Annotated in this window: 16 protein-coding genes; 9 read left to right on the top strand and 7 right to left on the bottom strand. The window is 38.9% G+C overall.

Annotation, left to right across the window (positions count from 1 at the left end; translation table 11 throughout):
- Positions 1 to 5 precede the first annotated feature (5 nt).
- Positions 6 to 1,136, bottom strand: a complete 1,131-nt coding sequence (gene tgt, locus EZJ28_RS15535; protein WP_131399560.1) for a tRNA guanosine(34) transglycosylase Tgt — start codon at positions 1,134 to 1,136, stop codon at positions 6 to 8.
- 169 nt (positions 1,137 to 1,305) lie between these two features.
- Here tgt and EZJ28_RS15530 point away from each other — a divergent pair, with 169 nt between their 5' ends.
- The 3 genes from EZJ28_RS15530 to EZJ28_RS15520 all read left to right on the top strand — a co-directional run bounded on the left by EZJ28_RS15530 (position 1,306) and on the right by EZJ28_RS15520 (position 3,869).
- Positions 1,306 to 2,151: a transketolase gene (locus EZJ28_RS15530; RefSeq protein ID WP_131399558.1), complete on the top strand. Its 846-nt coding sequence runs from the start codon at positions 1,306 to 1,308 to the stop codon at positions 2,149 to 2,151.
- Positions 2,152 to 2,188: 37 nt separating this feature from the next.
- Positions 2,189 to 3,142 carry a transketolase family protein gene (locus tag EZJ28_RS15525; protein WP_131399556.1) on the top strand — a complete coding sequence of 318 codons (954 nt, stop codon included), beginning with the start codon at positions 2,189 to 2,191 and terminating at the stop codon, positions 3,140 to 3,142.
- Positions 3,143 to 3,266: 124 nt separating this feature from the next.
- Positions 3,267 to 3,869, top strand: coding sequence for an outer membrane beta-barrel protein (locus tag EZJ28_RS15520; protein WP_131399554.1), 603 nt, complete (start codon positions 3,267 to 3,269; stop codon positions 3,867 to 3,869).
- Between the two features lie 57 nt (positions 3,870 to 3,926).
- Here EZJ28_RS15520 and recQ read toward each other — a convergent pair whose 3' ends face one another.
- Positions 3,927 to 6,122, bottom strand: coding sequence for a DNA helicase RecQ (gene recQ, locus EZJ28_RS15515; protein WP_131399552.1), 2,196 nt, complete (start codon positions 6,120 to 6,122; stop codon positions 3,927 to 3,929).
- An 85-nt stretch (positions 6,123 to 6,207) separates the two neighbouring features.
- Between recQ and EZJ28_RS15510 the strand changes: the two genes are divergently transcribed.
- The 5 genes from EZJ28_RS15510 to EZJ28_RS15490 are packed head-to-tail and all read left to right on the top strand — an operon-like array spanning position 6,208 to position 11,027.
- Complete coding sequence (locus EZJ28_RS15510; RefSeq protein ID WP_131399550.1) at positions 6,208 to 7,173, top strand: SIS domain-containing protein; 966 nt, start codon at positions 6,208 to 6,210, stop codon at positions 7,171 to 7,173.
- Entirely contained in the window at positions 7,173 to 8,006 is an 834-nt protein-coding gene (gene tatC, locus EZJ28_RS15505) for a twin-arginine translocase subunit TatC (RefSeq protein ID WP_131399548.1), read from the top strand. Before EZJ28_RS15510 ends, tatC begins: the two co-directional genes overlap by 1 nt.
- A gap of 3 nt (positions 8,007 to 8,009) precedes the next feature.
- Positions 8,010 to 8,360, top strand: a complete 351-nt coding sequence (locus tag EZJ28_RS15500; protein ID WP_131399546.1) for a carboxymuconolactone decarboxylase family protein — start codon at positions 8,010 to 8,012, stop codon at positions 8,358 to 8,360.
- Between the two features lie 43 nt (positions 8,361 to 8,403).
- Complete coding sequence (gene lptB, locus EZJ28_RS15495) at positions 8,404 to 9,144, top strand: LPS export ABC transporter ATP-binding protein (RefSeq protein ID WP_131399544.1); 741 nt, start codon at positions 8,404 to 8,406, stop codon at positions 9,142 to 9,144.
- A gap of 35 nt (positions 9,145 to 9,179) precedes the next feature.
- On the top strand, positions 9,180 to 11,027 hold the full coding sequence (locus tag EZJ28_RS15490) for a hypothetical protein (protein WP_131399542.1): 1,848 nt from the start codon (positions 9,180 to 9,182) through the stop codon (positions 11,025 to 11,027).
- Here EZJ28_RS15490 and EZJ28_RS15485 read toward each other — a convergent pair.
- Entirely contained in the window at positions 11,024 to 11,770 is a 747-nt protein-coding gene (locus tag EZJ28_RS15485; RefSeq protein ID WP_131399540.1) for a phosphatidylcholine/phosphatidylserine synthase, read from the bottom strand. The two genes, EZJ28_RS15490 and EZJ28_RS15485, sit on opposite strands and share 4 nt — an antisense overlap.
- Before the next feature lie 177 nt (positions 11,771 to 11,947).
- Between EZJ28_RS15485 and lnt the strand changes: the two genes are divergently transcribed.
- Positions 11,948 to 13,543 (top strand): apolipoprotein N-acyltransferase, encoded by a 1,596-nt coding sequence (lnt, locus tag EZJ28_RS15480; RefSeq protein ID WP_131399539.1) that lies wholly within the window; start codon positions 11,948 to 11,950, stop codon positions 13,541 to 13,543.
- A gap of 301 nt (positions 13,544 to 13,844) precedes the next feature.
- Here lnt and EZJ28_RS15475 read toward each other — a convergent pair whose 3' ends face one another.
- The 4 genes from EZJ28_RS15475 to EZJ28_RS15460 are packed head-to-tail and all read right to left on the bottom strand — an operon-like array spanning position 13,845 to position 18,628.
- The gene (locus EZJ28_RS15475; protein WP_131399537.1) at positions 13,845 to 15,239 is read right to left on the bottom strand and encodes a sugar transferase; all 1,395 of its coding nucleotides are present in this window, start codon (positions 15,237 to 15,239) and stop codon (positions 13,845 to 13,847) included.
- A gap of 41 nt (positions 15,240 to 15,280) precedes the next feature.
- The gene (locus EZJ28_RS15470; protein WP_131399535.1) at positions 15,281 to 16,291 is read right to left on the bottom strand and encodes a glycosyltransferase family 4 protein; all 1,011 of its coding nucleotides are present in this window, start codon (positions 16,289 to 16,291) and stop codon (positions 15,281 to 15,283) included.
- Complete coding sequence (locus EZJ28_RS15465; RefSeq protein WP_131399533.1) at positions 16,288 to 17,304, bottom strand: glycosyltransferase family 4 protein; 1,017 nt, start codon at positions 17,302 to 17,304, stop codon at positions 16,288 to 16,290. Before EZJ28_RS15465 ends, EZJ28_RS15470 begins: the two co-directional genes overlap by 4 nt.
- The gene (locus EZJ28_RS15460; RefSeq protein ID WP_131399531.1) at positions 17,261 to 18,628 is read right to left on the bottom strand and encodes an O-antigen ligase; all 1,368 of its coding nucleotides are present in this window, start codon (positions 18,626 to 18,628) and stop codon (positions 17,261 to 17,263) included. Before EZJ28_RS15460 ends, EZJ28_RS15465 begins: the two co-directional genes overlap by 44 nt.
- Positions 18,629 to 18,631 lie beyond the last annotated feature (3 nt).

The following is an 18,631-nucleotide window of genomic DNA, read 5'->3' as shown; positions in this document are numbered from 1 at the left end:
TCCTATTAAAGTCGTTTGTCCATTTGTTTTACCATTTTATTCTTCCAAGGGGTAAAATCTCCGGCTAAGATATGCTTTCTGGCCTCTCTTACCAACCACAGATAAAAGCTAAGATTATGGATACTGGCAATTTGCCTGCCAAGCATTTCATTTACTGAAAATAAATGCCTCACATAAGCTTTGGAATATTGAGAATCCACAAAACTTATTCCTTCCTCATCTATCGGAGAAAAATCGGCTTCCCATTTCTTATTCTTAATATTGATAGTTCCGTGAGACGTGAACAACATTCCATTCCTTCCGTTACGGGTAGGCATCACACAATCGAACATATCTATACCTAAGGCAATATTTTCAAGAATATTAATAGGAGTTCCAACTCCCATAAGGTATCGTGGTTTATCTTCAGGTAGAATCTCGGTTACCACCTCTGTCATAGCATACATTTCTTCTGCAGGTTCTCCTACCGAGAGTCCGCCTATGGCATTTCCTTCAGCTCCGGCATTTGCTATATATTCGGCAGACTGCCTCCTAAGATCCTTATAAGTGCTACCCTGCACTATTGGAAACAGGGTTTGCTTGTAATCGTAAATTTCAGGAGTCTTTTCAAGATGGTTTATACACCTGTCCAGCCAGCGATGCGTCATATGCATGGAACGCCTGGCATAATTATAATCGCAAGGATATGGAGTACATTCATCAAATGCCATGATAATATCTGCTCCAATAGCCCGCTGAATTTCCATCACATTTTCAGGGGTAAAGGTGTGATAGGATCCATCTATATGAGATTTGAACTTCACTCCTTCTTCCTTGATCTTCCTCCTTTCCGAAAGAGAGTACACCTGGTAACCTCCACTATCGGTAAGTATATTACGATCCCAGTTCATGAATTTATGAAGCCCACCAGCTTTTTTCAGAATATCTGTCTGGGGTCTTAAATAAAGATGGTAAGTATTCCCTAAAATAATATCGGGATTTATATCTTCCTTTAATTCCTTTTGATGCACCCCTTTCACCGAGCCAACGGTACCTACCGGCATAAAAATAGGTGTTTCAATTTCTCCGTGATCTGTGGTTATTTTTCCTGCCCTCGCTTTACTACCGGCATCGGTAGTTAAAAGTTCAAATTTCATAGTTCAATTTAATGGGTGCAAAGATACTCAACTAAAACTCAAATGGAAGTCCTAAAGCATGAAGCTCTGTTAGTATTTTCCATAAAAAGTTAATAACTGGCTTAATGATACTTTGTCAAAGCCCTTAAAAGAGTTATTTTTGGCCTTTTAAAAAACAACACAATTTAAAATGCCAGACATCAACGAATTACAAGATTTTGCTACCCAGGTTCGCAGGGATATTTTAAGGCAGGTCCACAAAGTAAATTCCGGGCACCCCGGAGGTTCTTTAGGCTGTACTGAATTTTTCACAGCTCTTTACAAGGTGGTTATGGAACATAACACCGATTTTAATATGGACGGAAAAGATGAAGACCTGTTCTTCCTGTCCAACGGACATATTTCACCTGTTTATTATAGTGTACTTGCTCGTACAGGCTATTTTCCTGTAGATGAACTTAATACCTTCAGGCTGATTGACTCCCGTCTCCAGGGACATCCTACTACCCATGAGGGACTGCCAGGTGTAAGGATCGCTTCAGGTTCTCTGGGACAGGGAATGAGTGTTGCCATTGGTGCAGCTCTATCCAAGAAGCTTAATAAAGATTCTCATATGGTTTACTCCCTTCACGGCGATGGTGAACTTCAGGAAGGTCAGAACTGGGAAGCAATCATGTATGCAGGGGCTAACAGCGTAGACAATCTTATCTCCACCATAGACCACAACGGACAGCAAATTGACGGAAGTACAGAGAATGTGCTACCTATGGGCAATCTTAAGACCAAGTTCGAAGCCTTTGGCTGGGATATAATGGAAATTGAAGATGGAAATAATATTCAGCAGGTAATTGATGGTCTGCAGGAAGCAAAATCAAGAACCGGAAAAGGAAAACCGGTTTGTGTTTTAATGAATACAGTAATGGGACACGGAGTTGACTTTATGATGCACACCCACGCATGGCATGGTAAAGCTCCAAATGATGAGCAGTTGGAAAATGCTCTTTCTCAAAACCCGGAAACACTTGGAGATTACTAATCTCTGCATTCATTAAAAATCAAAATTCAAAAAGACCATGAAAGAATATATAAATACAGGAAGTAAAGATACCAGATCAGGTTTTGGAGCCGGACTTACCGAGTTGGGCAAAACCAATGAAAATGTGGTGGCCCTTTGTGCCGACCTAACCGGATCTCTTAAAATGGACGAATTCAAAGCTAATCATCCTGAGCGATTTTTCCAGGTTGGTATCGCTGAAGCAAATATGATGGGCATGGCCGCGGGAATGACCATTGGCGGAAAAATTCCATTTACAGGTACTTTTGCAAACTTTTCTACCGGAAGGGTCTATGACCAGATCCGTCAAAGTATCGCCTATTCTGGCAAAAATGTGAAAATCTGCGCTAGCCACGCCGGCGTAACTTTAGGTGAAGATGGAGCCACGCACCAGATCCTTGAAGATTTAGGGCTTATGAAAATGCTCCCGGGAATGACAGTTATCAATACCTGTGACTTCAATCAAACAAAAGCGGCTACTCTTGCTATTGCAGAACATGATGGACCTGTATATCTTAGATTTGGAAGACCAAAAGTTGCCAATTTCACCCCTGAAGATCAGAAATTCGAGATTGGAAAAGCCGTTAAGCTTTATGAAGGAACTGATGTAACAATAATTGCCACAGGTCATTTGGTTTGGGAAGCCATTCAGGCTGCCGTAGAGCTAAACGATAAAGGCATTAGTGCTGAAGTTATTAATATCCATACCATTAAACCTCTGGATGAGGAAGCTATCATAAAATCTGTAAAGAAAACAGGCTGTGTTGTCACTGCCGAAGAGCATAACTTTCTTGGCGGACTGGGAGAAAGCGTTGCCAGAACTTTGGCTCAGAATTTCCCTGCACCTCAGGAATTTGTGGCTACGCAGGATACCTTTGGCGAGAGTGGAACACCTGCTCAATTAATGGATAAATACGGCTTGAATGCCGCGGCAATTGTTAAAGCCACAGAGAAAGTCATAAAGAGGAAATAAGCATTTAAACCTCAACTAATTGAAGCCTTTCAGAACGATTTCTGAAAGGCTTTTTTTTGTTAAACAAGAATAATCTTTAGAGTATCGGCGTTATATTAGTCTAACAAAAACAAATCTATAGGATATGAAAAAGTTAATGTTGCTAGCCTTTCTTTTCTCAGGAGCTAGCGTTTTAGCGCAAAGTGCCGAATTTGGTATAAAAGGAGGTTTAAATTATGGTGCTACTGGGGAATACGAATCATTTAATGATGTTTCCGGAGATTTCACTTCTTCCTTCGAGGATGGAGAAAACAAAACAGGATTTCATGCGGGGCTTTTCGCCCAATTTGAGATCGTGGGAATATTTCTTCAGCCGGAACTAATGTATACAGAATTAAATACCGAATATTCAGATTTTGATTATAAGCTGAGCAAAATTGATGCTCCTGTCCTGTTAGGCCTTAACGTGCTGGGACCTTTAAACATTAAGGCAGGTCCATCTTTTCAGTATATTCTGAAGAATGAGATTGAAGAGGCCGGCTTTGAAATTGAGGATGTTGAGAGAGATATCACAGTAGGTTATCAGCTTGGTGCAGGTATAGATCTTGGAAGATTAGGATTTGACCTTAGACATGAAGGTTCATTTCAGGATAACTTTGCTCAAGGAGGAGAAGTTGCCACAGACTCCGGGTTTAAAATTGATTCCAGACCTTCACAATGGATACTTAGTTTATCGTACAGTCTGTAATCAATATATTTCATAAAAAAGCCCGGGAAAATCCCGGGCTTTTTTTTTCTCTATTTTCTAGTTAGCAACCTGGCTAATGAATTTAATTCTATATAAACGAAGTTCTTCATCATCATACTCCCCATCAAACTCTTCCATTGCCTCATCAATCTTATCTGATTCTGCCTCAAGAAAATATTCATGGATCTCTTCCTGCTGATCCTCATCCAGAATATCATCAAGGTAATAATCAATGTTAAGCTTGGTACCGCTGTAAACGATAGCTTCCATCTCCTTGATAAATTCACTCATTTCCATTCCTTTGGCAGAGGCAATATCGGGAAGTGGCAGTTTCCTGTCCACATTCTGAATGATGTACAGCTTTAAAGCACTATTAGCCCCTGTTGATTTAACCACGAAATCATCGGGTCTCGAGATGTCATTATCTTCTACATATCTTTCAATAAGCTCTACGAATTCCTTTCCGTATTTCTTCGCCTTACCCTCTCCAACCCCATGAATATTGCCAAGTTCTTCTATGGTAACGGGATATTTGAGTGCCATATCCTCCAGGGAAGGATCCTGAAAGATCACGAACGGCGGAAGGTCTTTCTTTTTAGCTACTTTCTTACGCAATTCTTTGAGCATTTTCACCAGGGTATCATCTACCGATCCCGCACTTTTCCCGGTGCTAACCGCTTCTTCTGTAGCCGCATTATAGATATGGTCTTCGGTCATCATAAAAGAGACCGGATTTTTTATAAAATCACGACCTTTTTCGGTCATTTTCAGTACTCCGTAAGTTTCAATATCCTTCCGAAGATATCCCGCTACCAGCGCCTGCCTGGACAGGGCCATCCAGTAGTTACTATCCTGATGACTTCCCTTCCCAAAAAGCGGATGCTGATCGGTTTTATGAGACAGGATTAAGGCATTGGATTTTCCAATAAGCGTTTTAACTATCTCCTTGGATTTATACAACTCATCAGTCTCATCAACAGTTCGAAGTAGCAATTCCAGGTCATCTTTGGCCTCATGCTGCTTTTTTGGATTCCTTACATTATCATCCATGTTAGCACCTTCGCCCGTTTTCGTATCGAATTCTTCACCAAAATAGTGAAGTATGAATTTCCTACGGGATACCGAGGTTTCGGCATAGGCGACCACTTCCTGAAGAAGTGCATGACCAATTTCCTGTTCGGCCACAGGCTTACCACTCATGAACTTTTCGAGTTTTTCTATATCCTTATACGAATAGAAGGCCAAACAGTGCCCTTCACCACCATCTCTTCCGGCACGACCGGTTTCCTGGTAATAGCTTTCAATACTTTTAGGAATATCGTGATGAATCACGAACCGGACATCTGGTTTGTCTATACCCATTCCAAAAGCAATGGTCGCCACCACAACATCAATATCCTCCATCAGAAACATATCCTGATGTTTGGCCCTGGTCTTTCCGTCAAGGCCAGCATGGTAGGGAACTGCTTTTATCCCGTTCACCTGAAGGGTTTGAGCAAGCTCTTCTACCTTTTTGCGGCTAAGGCAATAGATGATCCCCGATTTACCTTCATTTTTCTTTACAAAACGAATGATATCGGCTTCTACGTTCTTGGTCTTAGGCCTCACTTCGTAATATAAGTTTGGACGGTTAAAGCTTGCCTTAAAGGTCCTGGCATCCGGAATACCCAGATTCTTAAGAATATCTTCCTGAACCTTGGGGGTCGCCGTCGCAGTAAGGGCGATGATAGGTATATTATCACCAATCCTTTTGATAATATGTCTTAAGTTTCTGTATTCAGGCCTAAAATCATGTCCCCATTCGCTTATACAGTGAGCTTCGTCCACTGCCATAAAAGCGATCTTCTGTTCCCTCAAAAAATCTACATAATCTTCTTTGGTAAGAGATTCGGGGGCGACATATAGTAGCTTGGTGATCCCATTACGGATATCACTCTTCACCTGATTAACTTCGGTCTTATTAAGAGAGGAATTAAGAACATGGGCCACGCCATATTCTGAAGAGATGCCACGTATGGCATCTACCTGATTTTTCATTAGTGCAATAAGGGGCGACACCACAATCGCGGTACCGTCTGAAATAAGTGCGGGGAGCTGGTAACATAGTGATTTACCTCCGCCAGTTGGCATTACAACGAAAGTGTCATTTCCTTTTACAATGCTAGTAATAACTTCTTCCTGAAGCCCCTTAAACTGACTAAATCCAAAGTACCTCTTCAGTTCTTTGTGTAAATCAATTTCGGTCAAACCCATTCAATTGTGTTACAATTTTACATACATTTGCAAATACTAAATATACGTATTTCTTTAGTACCTGCAATTCATAATTTAATCTAATTTGAAACTTAGAGATCAAATCATTTCCACTGCAAAAGAAACAATTTCCAACGAAGCAGAAGCGATTGCGAACCTCGAAAATTTCATCGATGAACAATTCACCAAAGCGGTAGAAATCATATATCGTTCCAAAGGTCGCGTTGTTGTCACCGGAATTGGAAAAAGTGCAATTATCGCGAATAAAATTGTAGCCACTCTTAACTCAACAGGGACACCGTCAATCTTTATGCATGCGGCCGATGCAATACATGGTGATCTGGGGATCGTACAGAAAGATGATGTGGTGATTTGTATCTCAAAAAGTGGGAATAGCCCTGAAATTAAGGTCCTGGTTCCTTTCATCAAGAATTTTAACAATACACTAATAGCGCTAACCGCCAATAGAGAATCTTTTCTGGGGAAAGAAGCCGATTATGTGTTGAACTGCTATGTAGAAAAGGAGGCCTGCCCTAACAATCTGGCTCCTACTACCAGCACTACCGCTCAAATGGTTATGGGTGATGCCCTAGCGATATGTCTGTTAAACCTTAAGGGGTTTAGCAGCAGGGATTTTGCGAAATATCATCCGGGAGGATCATTAGGAAAGAAACTGTACTTAAGAGTTAGTGATATCACTTCTCAAAACATGGTGCCCATGGTCAGCCCTGATACAAATGTGGCAGAGGCCATTATAGAGATTTCGGAAAAAATGCTTGGAGTGACTGCGGTTTTGGAAAATAATAAAATCGTTGGTATCATTACCGATGGAGATATTAGAAGAATGCTTAAAGACCATAAGGAGATTCAGGGTCTTAAAGCAAGGGATATAATGAGTACGAATCCCAAGACCATAGATCATGATGAACTTGCTGTGGAGGCTCTGGAAGTTCTGGAAAGAAATAAGATCTCTCAGTTACTTGCGGTGAAAAACGGAAAATATTCTGGTGTGGTCCACCTCCATAACTTAATTAGAGAAGGAATATTATAATGGAAAAGATAGCCCCTCAGGAAGATCCGGCCAATGAAATGTCATTTTTGGACCACCTTGAAGAGCTTAGGTGGCATTTGATACGAGCCACTCTGGCTGTACTGATCGCCGGTGGAATAGCCTTTATCCTGAAAAGTTTCATCTTTGATGTATTGCTATTTGGTCCCGCCAACGGAGATTTCCTCTCCTATAAGGTATTATGTCGCTTATCAGGGATTTTTGGAATAGATGGTGGGTTTTGCGACCAGGAAATGCCTTTCCGGATCCAGAGTAGGACTATGGGAGGACAGTTCTCTGCTCACGTATGGACCTCCATTACCGCCGGGTTTATAATCGCATTCCCCTATGTTATATATGAATTCTGGAAGTTTGTAGCTCCCGCTATGCATAGTAATGAAAGAAAGTATGCAAAGGGATTCATTTTCTTAAGCTCAGTATTGTTCTTTCTGGGTGTACTGTTTGGATACTATGTGGTCACTCCATTATCCATAAATTTTCTGGGTAAGTATCAGGTAAGCGAAACGGTATTTAACGATTTTGACCTTAGTAGTTATATAAGTCTCGTAAGAGCTTCTGTTCTGGCCAGCGGACTTATTTTTGAACTACCCATCGTTATTTATTTTCTTACTAAGGTAGGACTGGTGACTCCCGACTTTCTAAAGAAATACAGAAAATATGCATTGGTGATCGTTCTGATACTATCGGCAATAATCACTCCGCCTGATATCGTAAGTCAGATTATAGTGGCTATTCCGGTATTGATCCTATATGAAGTGAGCATTATCATTTCAAAGATCATGTATAAAAAAGAAGAAGAAAAATTAAAAAAATAAGCTATGATAGATAAGGTAGATGAGTTCAATTCGTACCGAGCGAAGATGAACGATAAGATACTTTCTGAGAACAATAAAGTTCTAAAACGTATCTTTAATCTTGATACAAACGCATTTACAGAAGGAGCTCTTGATAAGAAGACCAAGGAACTTCTGGGACTTGTAGCTTCTGTTGTTTTAAGATGTGATGACTGTGTAAAATATCATCTGGAATCCAGTCATAAAGAAGGGATAAAACGAGAAGAGATCATGGAAACCCTTAGTATTGGTACTCTTATAGGTGGAACAATTGTCATCCCTCATTTGAGGAGAGCCTTTGAGTACTGGGAGGCTTTAGAGGATTCTAAGAACTGATTCCGGTATAGTTTCTGATCTATCAGAACTCAAAAAACAGGATATGAAATTACGCGCAGAGAAACTTGTAAAAACATATAAAGGCAGGGATGTTGTTAAAGGAATTTCCCTTGAAGTGAATCAGGGTGAGATCGTGGGGCTATTAGGTCCAAATGGTGCAGGAAAGACCACATCTTTTTATATGATCGTCGGCCTCATAAAGCCAAATAGCGGTAATATCATCCTGGACAAGGTAAATATTACCAAATATCCTATGTATAAAAGAGCTCAACACGGGATTGGGTATCTGGCCCAGGAGGCCTCCGTCTTCAGAAAACTTAGTATTGAAGACAACATTATGAGCGTGCTGGAACTTACCGATCTTTCCAAAAAGGAACGACATATGAAAATGGAGTCCCTGATAGATGAATTTGGGTTAAATCATATCCGTAAGAACAGAGGAGACCTTTTAAGCGGGGGAGAACGACGTAGAACTGAAATCGCCCGAGCCCTGGCCACCGATCCTAATTTCATATTACTGGATGAACCTTTCGCAGGAGTTGACCCAGTAGCCGTAGAGGATATTCAGCGAATAGTTGCCCAGCTCAAGAATAAGAATATCGGTATCCTTATTACGGATCACAATGTCCAGGAAACCCTTGCAATCACAGACAGAACTTATTTAATGTTCGAAGGAAGTATTCTTAAGCATGGAATTCCTGAGGAACTGGCAGAGGATGAAATGGTAAGAAAAGTTTACCTAGGACAGAACTTTGAATTAAGGAAGAAAAAACTTTTTAATTAATAATAAGGTTCACAGGCCCGAAATCAGGATTTGATATGAGATTCATCTTTTCAAATAAAATACTGGATCCTGAGTTGGCTAAAGATTTTGAAGGTCTTCATTCCCTTAAGCAGAATTCATTCAACGTTCTTATCAATGATAAGAATACAATCACAGAAACCGAAAATGATTTTTCCATTACAAATGGTTACCTCAAGGATTTCAGCCTGGAAGACGAAAGAGACCAAAAGATTTCTGGTGCCAGAAGTGTTCTTACCAACTGGCCGGTTGATGATAATATAACAGGGAGCTTTTCCAGCCTTATTCTGAATAAGAGAAATGCTGAGATAGTAATTGCCACAGATCCTGCAAATATTTATCCAATATATTATTTAAAGAAAGGAGAAGAATTTTTCATTTCTAACAGTATCATATTAATTGGTAGATTTTCAGAAGCCGAATTTGACAAGGCTGGTATTTTCCAGAGAGCAGTTGGCCCTGGTTTTATGAATATAGGCTCAAGAACTGTTCTAAAAAACTGTAAAAGCTTACTTCCCGGAGAGTGGATTAGATTTGATTCTAAAGGCGAATTAATTCTTAAGAAATTTGACAATTCTCTTTACCAGAATATTGATTCCGACGAGTTGAAAGAAAATCAAATTAAAACATACTGGTCTCATTATAAAAAAGAAGTGGGGCTTTGTACTGCTGACAGTAAAGATGTGAGTATTGCTCTTAGTGGGGGAATTGATAGTAGAATTGTATTAGGCGCAATCCCTGAGGATAAAGCGATAGCTGCTTATACATTTGGGGAAGACTCAAACTATGAAAGCAAGATTGCAAAAAAATTGGCAAGAGTAAGTAACGCATCCCATTCTGCATTCTTTGATCCCGAGCAATACTTTCCAAAAAAAGAAACTCTTACTAATTATACTAAAGAGACAGAGGCCGTGAAATTGAATTCATGGCTTGAGATTTTAAAGAATGTTCAACCTTCCTCTAAGCATCCCATTCTTTTAGGAGAGCTTTGTGAGGGCCTACCTGCCAGGAATATAACCAAGTTGAACACTACAGAATTCAGGAAGCAAAATTTTATTAAATATTATGTCAGAAAGGAAAGAATACCTCTAACCCCATCTAATTCTTTAAATTTTGAAAACTGGAAGAAGACCAAAATAAATTTTATCCTCTCCTGGCATATAGATTTCTGGTTTGAAAAGCTGGATCTACAGAAGAGTAAAAAGGAGATTATAAAATCTACTTTGATTAATGCAGAGGAAATTTTTGACAGAATAGAAGCACATAATCTTCCTTATACCGAACTATATGATGAATTATTCTCATGGTATACTTTTACCAGAATGGAATTGTCCCGTCAGGTGAATATTTGCAACGAGAAATTCTATGCCTATAGCCCGGGTATGTCATTACAAATGCTAAAAAAGACCAGTAATATTCATCCAAATCTCAGACTTTATTATCGCTTTGCTAATAAACTTTTAAAAGAAACTCCAGAGCTGCGAAAATTTAAAAACATTCCCACCAGTCAGATCCCAATCGTTCCTCAATCATGGTCGAATATTTTTAAAATTCCGGTGTGGGGTTTAAGATCTAAAATAGATGACTGGCTCATTAAGAGAATGATGAAATCCAAAGATATAAATAAAAGATATCGCCTTTTAAAATCGATTAATTGGGCTAAGGTATACCATCAAAGAGATATGTTAGATAACCTGAAGGCTTACTATGAAGATAACCATTTATCAAAGTCATATTATGAAATCTTCTTTAATCTGGCAAAAAAAAGAAAAACGTTAAAAAGCTGGCCTTTTGCAAATATGGATATAATTAGTGGGGCCACTTTAAATACCGAAATAGGCCTTATTAAAAAATATAGAACTTAGACCTTTGCTTTGTTGCTGAATAGAGACAAGCCCACATACAGCAGAATAATAACCGGGATTGCAATAAACTTCAGAAAGATTATCAGGATTATACAACTTAGGATAAAAAAGTACCTCAACTTATTCTCTCTGAAGGACCAATCACTGAATTTTAAGGCGAAAAGTGGCAGCTCTGCATTAAGAAGATAACAACTAACCAGCGTAAGGATCAGCAGAAACCATTCATTAAGTAAGAGTCCGGAGATAAATGGTCCGGGCTGATATGTCAAAATTAATGGTAAACTTAGTATTAACAAGGCATTTGCAGGAGTTGGCAACCCGATAAATGAATCTGTCTGCCTATCGTCAACATTGAATTTAGCTAATCTATAAGCTGAAGCAAGAACGATCAGAAGCCCTATTAGAGCAAAGGGTTTTAACTGAACATCAAAAACCGATGAATTCCAGTCAGCTCCCAGTCCTCCGTCTGAGGGAAGCGCTTTCGTTAGTAACTGGTACATTACAATTCCAGGGACCACTCCACTCGTCACTACATCAGCAAGGGAATCAAGTTGAAGCCCTACCTCACTTTTAACATCAAGCACTCTCGCTGCCAGTCCGTCAAAAAAATCAAAAAAGATACCTGCAGCCACAAATATCGCAGCAAGAACAAGATTGCCCTTCACTGCAAAGATCACAGCCAGACTTCCACTGAAGAGATTCAAAAGAGTAATTAGATTAGGAATATGCCTTTTAATTCCCATAGATAGATTTTAGTTAGAAGTTACTAAACTACTATTTTGAAATGAAAAAGCTCTAAATATTTCTTTAATGTATTCTAATGAGCATAATTGATAATTGATAATTGATAATTGATAATTGATAATTGATAATTGATAATTGATAAGGAAGTTTGCTATTTTTGAGGAGACCCAAAATTTATGAGGAATTTTTTCTACGCTTTACTTAGTGGAGTATTATTAGCTATTTCCTGGCCTACCTATGGTTTCCCTATTTTTATTTTTGCCGCATTTGTACCCTTGTTATTAGCTGAATTTAAAGTAAGGAACTTTTCAAAAAGCCGGGTTAAATTAAAAGTTTTTGGACTGGCCTACTTAAGTTTCTTTGTATGGAATCTTATCACTACGTATTGGATCTATTTTTCCACCCCGTTCGGGGGTGCTTTTGCCATTCTTGTGAATTCCCTTTTGATGGCCCTGGTATTCCTTCTATATCATATTGTGGCTAAAAGAACCGGTTTTAGTGCTGCAGCCGCATTTCTCGCCAGTATCTGGATGGTATTTGAGAAGATACACCTCAACTGGGACTTTTCCTGGCCCTGGCTTAACCTGGGTAACGTTTTTTCCGAATATATAAGCTGGGTGCAGTGGTATGAGTATACCGGAACATTTGGTGGAACACTATGGATATGGCTGTTAAACATAGCTGTTTTCAAAGCAATACTACAATACCGGGAGTATAGAGAAAAGAGCATAATTTACAGATCGGCACTGAAGCTCCTTTTTCTGATAGGTGTACCTCTCACCATCTCGTGGTATATATACTATAATCATGAGGAGCCTGAAAACGATATAAATGTGGTTATTCTTCAACCTAATATCAATCCCTATACGGAAAAATACAACACCACAGATGAACGAATAGGAAAGCTTTTATTAAATCTCAGTCGGGAATCCGTCAATGATTCTACAAACCTGGTTCTGGCCCCCGAAACTGTTTTTGCAGATGGCACCCGAATCAATAATATAGATAATTCTGAAGCTGTGTTTTTCGGAAATCAGATAAGCAGGATGACTTCAGATTTGAATTTTCTTGGAGGTGTCACTCTTTTTGAAAGATTCAGTGATCCGGAAAAGGTCAGAGAACAGACCAATCAGATAGGGCCCAATGACTGGTATGATGATTACAATTCGGCTTTTCTGGTAAATTCTTCTAACGACTCCACGCAACTCTACCATAAATCGAAATTAGTGGTAGGAGTAGAAAATTTCCCCTATCAGAATATACTAAAGCCAATCCTGGGCAATATAATGATAGACCTTGGAGGTACCGTAGCCATGAAGACAACCCAGGAAAACCGGGAAGTCCTATGGTTAAATGACAGTACCGGCGCGGCGCCTATAATTTGTTATGAATCTGTTTACGGAGAATATGTTACCGAATACGTTCAGAATGGTGCAAATTTCCTTAGTATCATTACCAATGACGCCTGGTGGGGAGATACGCAGGGGCACAAACAGCATTTAAGCTATGCGAAACTAAGAGCGGTTGAAACACGGCGTTATGTTGCCAGAAGTGCCAATACCGGAATTTCTGCAATTATTAATTCCCGAGGGAATATTGTAAAAAGTCTGGGTTATGAAAAAAGGGGAACTATCAGCGGAAAAATTGGACTTGGTGATAATAAGACCTTTTACGTTAAATATGGAGATTATATTGCCCGGATTGCACAATTCCTGGCCATATTCATATTCCTCTTTGCTATTATAAAATTCCGAAGAAAACGCCCGTCATGATCAAATGACAAGTGATAACGGACAAATCAAAAATGCATATTTATTCAAAATTTTAAATGTTGAATGATCCTTGCTTATTGTCCCAAGGCTTGACGGCCTGAGCCTGTCGAAGGCCAATTTCCGAAATCATATCATAGCGCACTTCGTCAAGCTCAGCGCAGCAGGAATATAAAAACCTCAAACTGCCGACTAAGGCCCCAAATGCTGCTACCATAAAACATAGAGCTTAGAGCTTAGAGCTTAAAACTTATTGCTTATAGCTATCCACTGCTAACTTTTGACTGAGCACTGCAAACAGATATCACTGTCCTCTGAAGAAGATCACCGTACTCAATGTTTTTAAAAGGATACTTAGATCGAGGAATATTCCACGATGCTTTATATAATAAAGATCATATTGAAGTTTCTCCAGGCTGTCATCATGGCAATCCCCATAATTGGCCATAACCTGTGCCCATCCAGTTAATCCCGGCTTTACGATATGCCTGGTCTCATAAAAGGGGATAAGTTCAGATAATTCCTTGACGAATACCGGCCTTTCAGGTCTGGGACCTATCAAACTCATATCTCCTTTAAGAACATTGTAGAATTGCGGAATTTCATCAATTCTTGATCTTCTTAAAAAGCGACCAAATTTGGTTACCCGGTAATCATTCTTTTGAGCATACTGGGGCCCAGATTTTTCGGCATCATGTACCATGGTTCTCATCTTCAGAATATTGAAGATCCTTCCATTTTTCCCTACCCTCTCCTGTGTATAAAAGAGTTTACCCCTGTTCCCTAAAAGGTTACCAAGAATTACAAAAGGCAGAATAAAGGCACAGAAAATGAGCCCGATAAAAGAAACCAGAATATCTAATATTCTGAAAACAGACAGATAGAACTTATTCTGGTTACTTCTGCTAAAAGGAAAATATTTATAAAAATCCTTATCTACATTCTGAACCGGAATCCTTCTGGTGATCTCTTCATAGACCTGCGTGTAATCCCGTATGGGAAAACCTTTTTTAAGAAGCTCACTTAATTCGTTATATAATGGCAACATAAGCCCCTTCTGATAGGCACTGGCCACAACCACTTCATTTATATGATATTTTTCGATAGCTCCCTGCAATTCATTCACTTCAAAACGTATCAGGTTTTCTTTTTGAAATTTAGTTTTGAGTTTATCATCTGTATTCACGTATCCCACCACCACATAATTTGGATCGGTCTTTTGAAGGGATTCGGCTATAAGCTTGATATCAAAGGAATCACCTACTACTAACACTCGTTTATAGAATCTGGGAGATGAGATAAGACTTATATACAAAAAACGCCAAAGAAGTAGTGCTCCGGCAATTGAAAGAAAGAAAAAGAGTATCTGCAAACGATTTGCTGGAAGACTTGGAGTAAAGAACGGAGTTAGGATATAAAAAAGAACCGTAAGGCTCGAGGTAAGAAGCACATTCTTAATTACACTGTCAAACCTATCGGCCTTCTGAAGGTCATAAAGCTCAAAAATACTGGCAAAAAGGTTCAAGTATATCAGGAAAACCAGGGTCCAGTTCCAGTAATCGGCATTTATTTTAAAATAATCGAATTCAAATACAACTCCCACCACAGCCAGCGTAAGCAGTACAGCTACCATATCAAACAAACGTAAAAGGACCTTACGTTCTGAGATCTCGAAATGGAAAATTGGTTTTTTAGACATGGTTAAATTGCATTCAGGACTGGGGGCTAAATATATAATTTTTAGCTTAGCAATTCTAACCACAACGGCTTTACATGAGACCAGTCATACTCCTCCACTTTTTTTCGCCCATTACAACTTAAAGTTTCAGCTGAATCAGGATTTTTAAGCAAATTGTGGATTGCATGGAACATTTCTTCAGGCTTTTGCGACTTAACCAGAATTCCGTTTACCTCATCATCTATCATATATGGAATCCCACCTACATTTGTTGAAACTACAGGTAATCCCAAAGCCATGGCCTCAATTAAGCTAACAGGAGTATTATCTATTGAAGTAGTATTAATGAAGATATCAAAATCCTTTGATAAATCTATCCATTCCTCTTTGCTAAGTTTTCCTTTAAACTGGATTGGTAAATTCTTCTCTCTGGCGATGGATTCCGATCTTTGAAGACTACCATCTTTTTCAGGTCCAATCATGCAAAGTTGGGCATCAGAATGATCTTCCTGTAAACTTTCTATTACTTCCAGGGCCATTCCTGGATTATATACTTCATCAAAGGACCTGACCCACAGCAATCTGGGACTTAAGTTAGTTCTCAGTTTAAAAGGATACATTTTAAGATCTATCCAGTTAGGTATAAGTTTTAGATTAAGGAAACCAATTGGTTCCAATTTTTCCAGTAGATATTGAGAGGGCACAACATTTGCTTTTGCTGCTTTAAAAATTTCAAGTATCCATTGGGAAACCTTTGAAAAACGCATTTTAAGATTTCCACCGTGTAAAATAAATACATAAGGCACATTGAGTATACGGCAAACCGCTCCACACGAAACAGCATACCAGAAATTTGAAGTACTGTATGTATCTATTAAAACAAGATCAGCTTTCCCTGAGTTTAAAATCACACTCCAGATCATGTGAAACAAACGAAAGAATTTATTTTTTGCTGAGGAAGCCGTCTTCATCCGGAAACCTTCCTTAGCCAGATACTGAGGGAGGATATCTATACTTGTGGGAGCAGCCCCGTGTCTTGAAAGTTTATTGCCAATATAGAGGACTTTTTTCATGAAGCGAGTAACTTGTTCCACTGCTCCTTAACAAGGTTCCAGTCATAAAGCTCCACCTTTTTCCTTGCATTTTCGCATATTCTTTTTGCCTCAACCGGATTTTCCATCAGCTCAATAATTTTTGAGGCCATAGCTCGCTCATCATCTTCAGGCACGAGAATTCCGTCATGCCCATCTCTGATCAGTACCGGCATTCCGCCTACATTAGTACTCACAACGGCCAGACCAAGACTCATTGCTTCAATAACACTTATGGGAGTATTATCAACTGACGTGGTATTGATGAAGAAATCATAATTAGAAGCAAGCTGCGCCCAGTGTTTCTTTTTGAGCTTGCCCGTAAACCTCACATCCAGATCAAACTTTTTTGCAAGCTTTTTACAGGTAGCCATGCTGCCGTCCTTTTCCGGTCCCACCATACATAAACTGGCAGCAGGATATTTTTTTTTGATTATTTGCAAGACCTTTAAAGCCATCAGGGGATTATACCTTTTCTGAAATCTTCTTACCCATAAAAGTTTTGGTCGAAAGTCTGCCCGTTCCTTAAAAGGATAATTTTCAGTATTAATGGAATTGGGTATTATTTGCAGATTGTCAAAACCATAAGACCTGAAACTGTCATATAGAAATTTGGAAGGAGCTATATTTATTTTTGCATTTCCGAAAAGGCTCTCGCTTAGTTTCCTTGAACCTTCCAAACGCTCAGGCAGATTACCGCCATGGAGAATTGGTATATATTCCATATTAAGCATCTGGCAGGCTTTACCAACAAGATATGCATAATAGAAATTCATCGCTCCATAGGTATCTATAAGCACAATATCGGTGGAATCCTTATAACGAATAATCATGGAAAGCATCTCTCCAAGGCGAAGTGCTTTATTATTACGGGTGGAAGCAGTTCTTACTTTATACCCCTCTTTTTTCAGCATCTTGCTGAAAAAAGAGATATAGGTAGCGGTAAAACTATTAACCTGCAAGTCGTTTCCTATGTACAGTATTCTTTTTCTCATCTACAATATACAATAACGCCAGTCCGTACACGAACGCCGGCAAAGCAATACGCATAGCCGAATGATTAATGGTCAGGAACCAAAATGCAACAAAGGCCAGAAAATAATAATTATTTTGAAATTTAAACCAGAATATCAATGGGACAAATATAAGAATACATAACGCGAATATTCCTAAAACCCCATGTTCTGCAAGTAACCTACTAATTTCGTTATGGCTTGCTATCTTTATACCTAAATTCTCTTCCCGGTATTCAATACCTTTTCCAACTCCGATCCCGGTAATGGGATGCTTGTAAAAAGCTGTTAGTTCAGTAGTAATCAATTCAGTCCTTCCCGTGGTAATATCCTCTTTTAATTGGCCAGCTGCATCACGATTAGTATAACGATTACCTATTAATCCACGCGTTTCCAAAGATGAAAATATCCATATGGCGATAGAAATTCCAATTAAAACTAATATTCTAAGATTTGTTCCTTCGATTCTTTTTGTACTACTCTGCTTATAGTAGAAAAAAATTAAAAATGCGATTATGCAGGCGATTCCTGTAATAATCCCACCTCTGGAAAAGGTGATTATTCCTCTATATCCCATAAGTATTAAAAGAGCAATATCTATTAAATTAATTAATTTATCCTTAATAGTAAATAGCCTTGTTGCTAAAAGGAAACATCCCATGCCAAATACCGTAGCGATTTGATTTGGGCCAAAACCTCCTGTTGCTGCATAGTTACCGGATAAACTAATTCTCACCTCTTCCATACTGGGTGTATAGAAATATAAATAAGTCATCTGTGCTACTAAAGGCATTAATAGCATCAATAAAACTCTCTGAAAATCTTCTCTTTTTATTTTTTTATAATAACAGTATAATGCAGAAATACCCAAACAAACAGGTCCCGCCAGGTTAAAAGCTATCAACTTCCGAACTTCGGCATCATAACTAAAATTAAAGGAAGCTATTAAAACACCTGGAAAAAGAATAAGAAGGTATAGCCAATAGGGTACTGTTTTAGAGCTAGCACCTTTAAAGAACATCCCTATTAATAGAAATATAATTACGGCATATTTACCAGTTTCCCAGAAAAAAAGAGCACCAGTTTGCCTAAAGAAGACCTCTCCCCCTGCAATATAAGCAGCAGCCATTAAGGCTTCATTACCTTTATTCTTTCTATCTAAAATAACAAATAGAAAGGATGCCATTATTACAAGGAGAATTATTTTCGATAACTCAGGAAACAGAAAAATCAAAAACCCATACCCCAGATGAATAAGAAGCATCCTGATATAAAATTGATTGTTTATGTAACTTTCCTTGCTCAAGAT

Origin of the sequence: Gramella sp. KN1008 (assembly GCF_004332155.1) — a bacterium.
In the GTDB taxonomy this organism is placed as follows: domain Bacteria; phylum Bacteroidota; class Bacteroidia; order Flavobacteriales; family Flavobacteriaceae; genus Christiangramia.
This window is presented reverse-complemented; position numbering and strand designations above follow the sequence as displayed.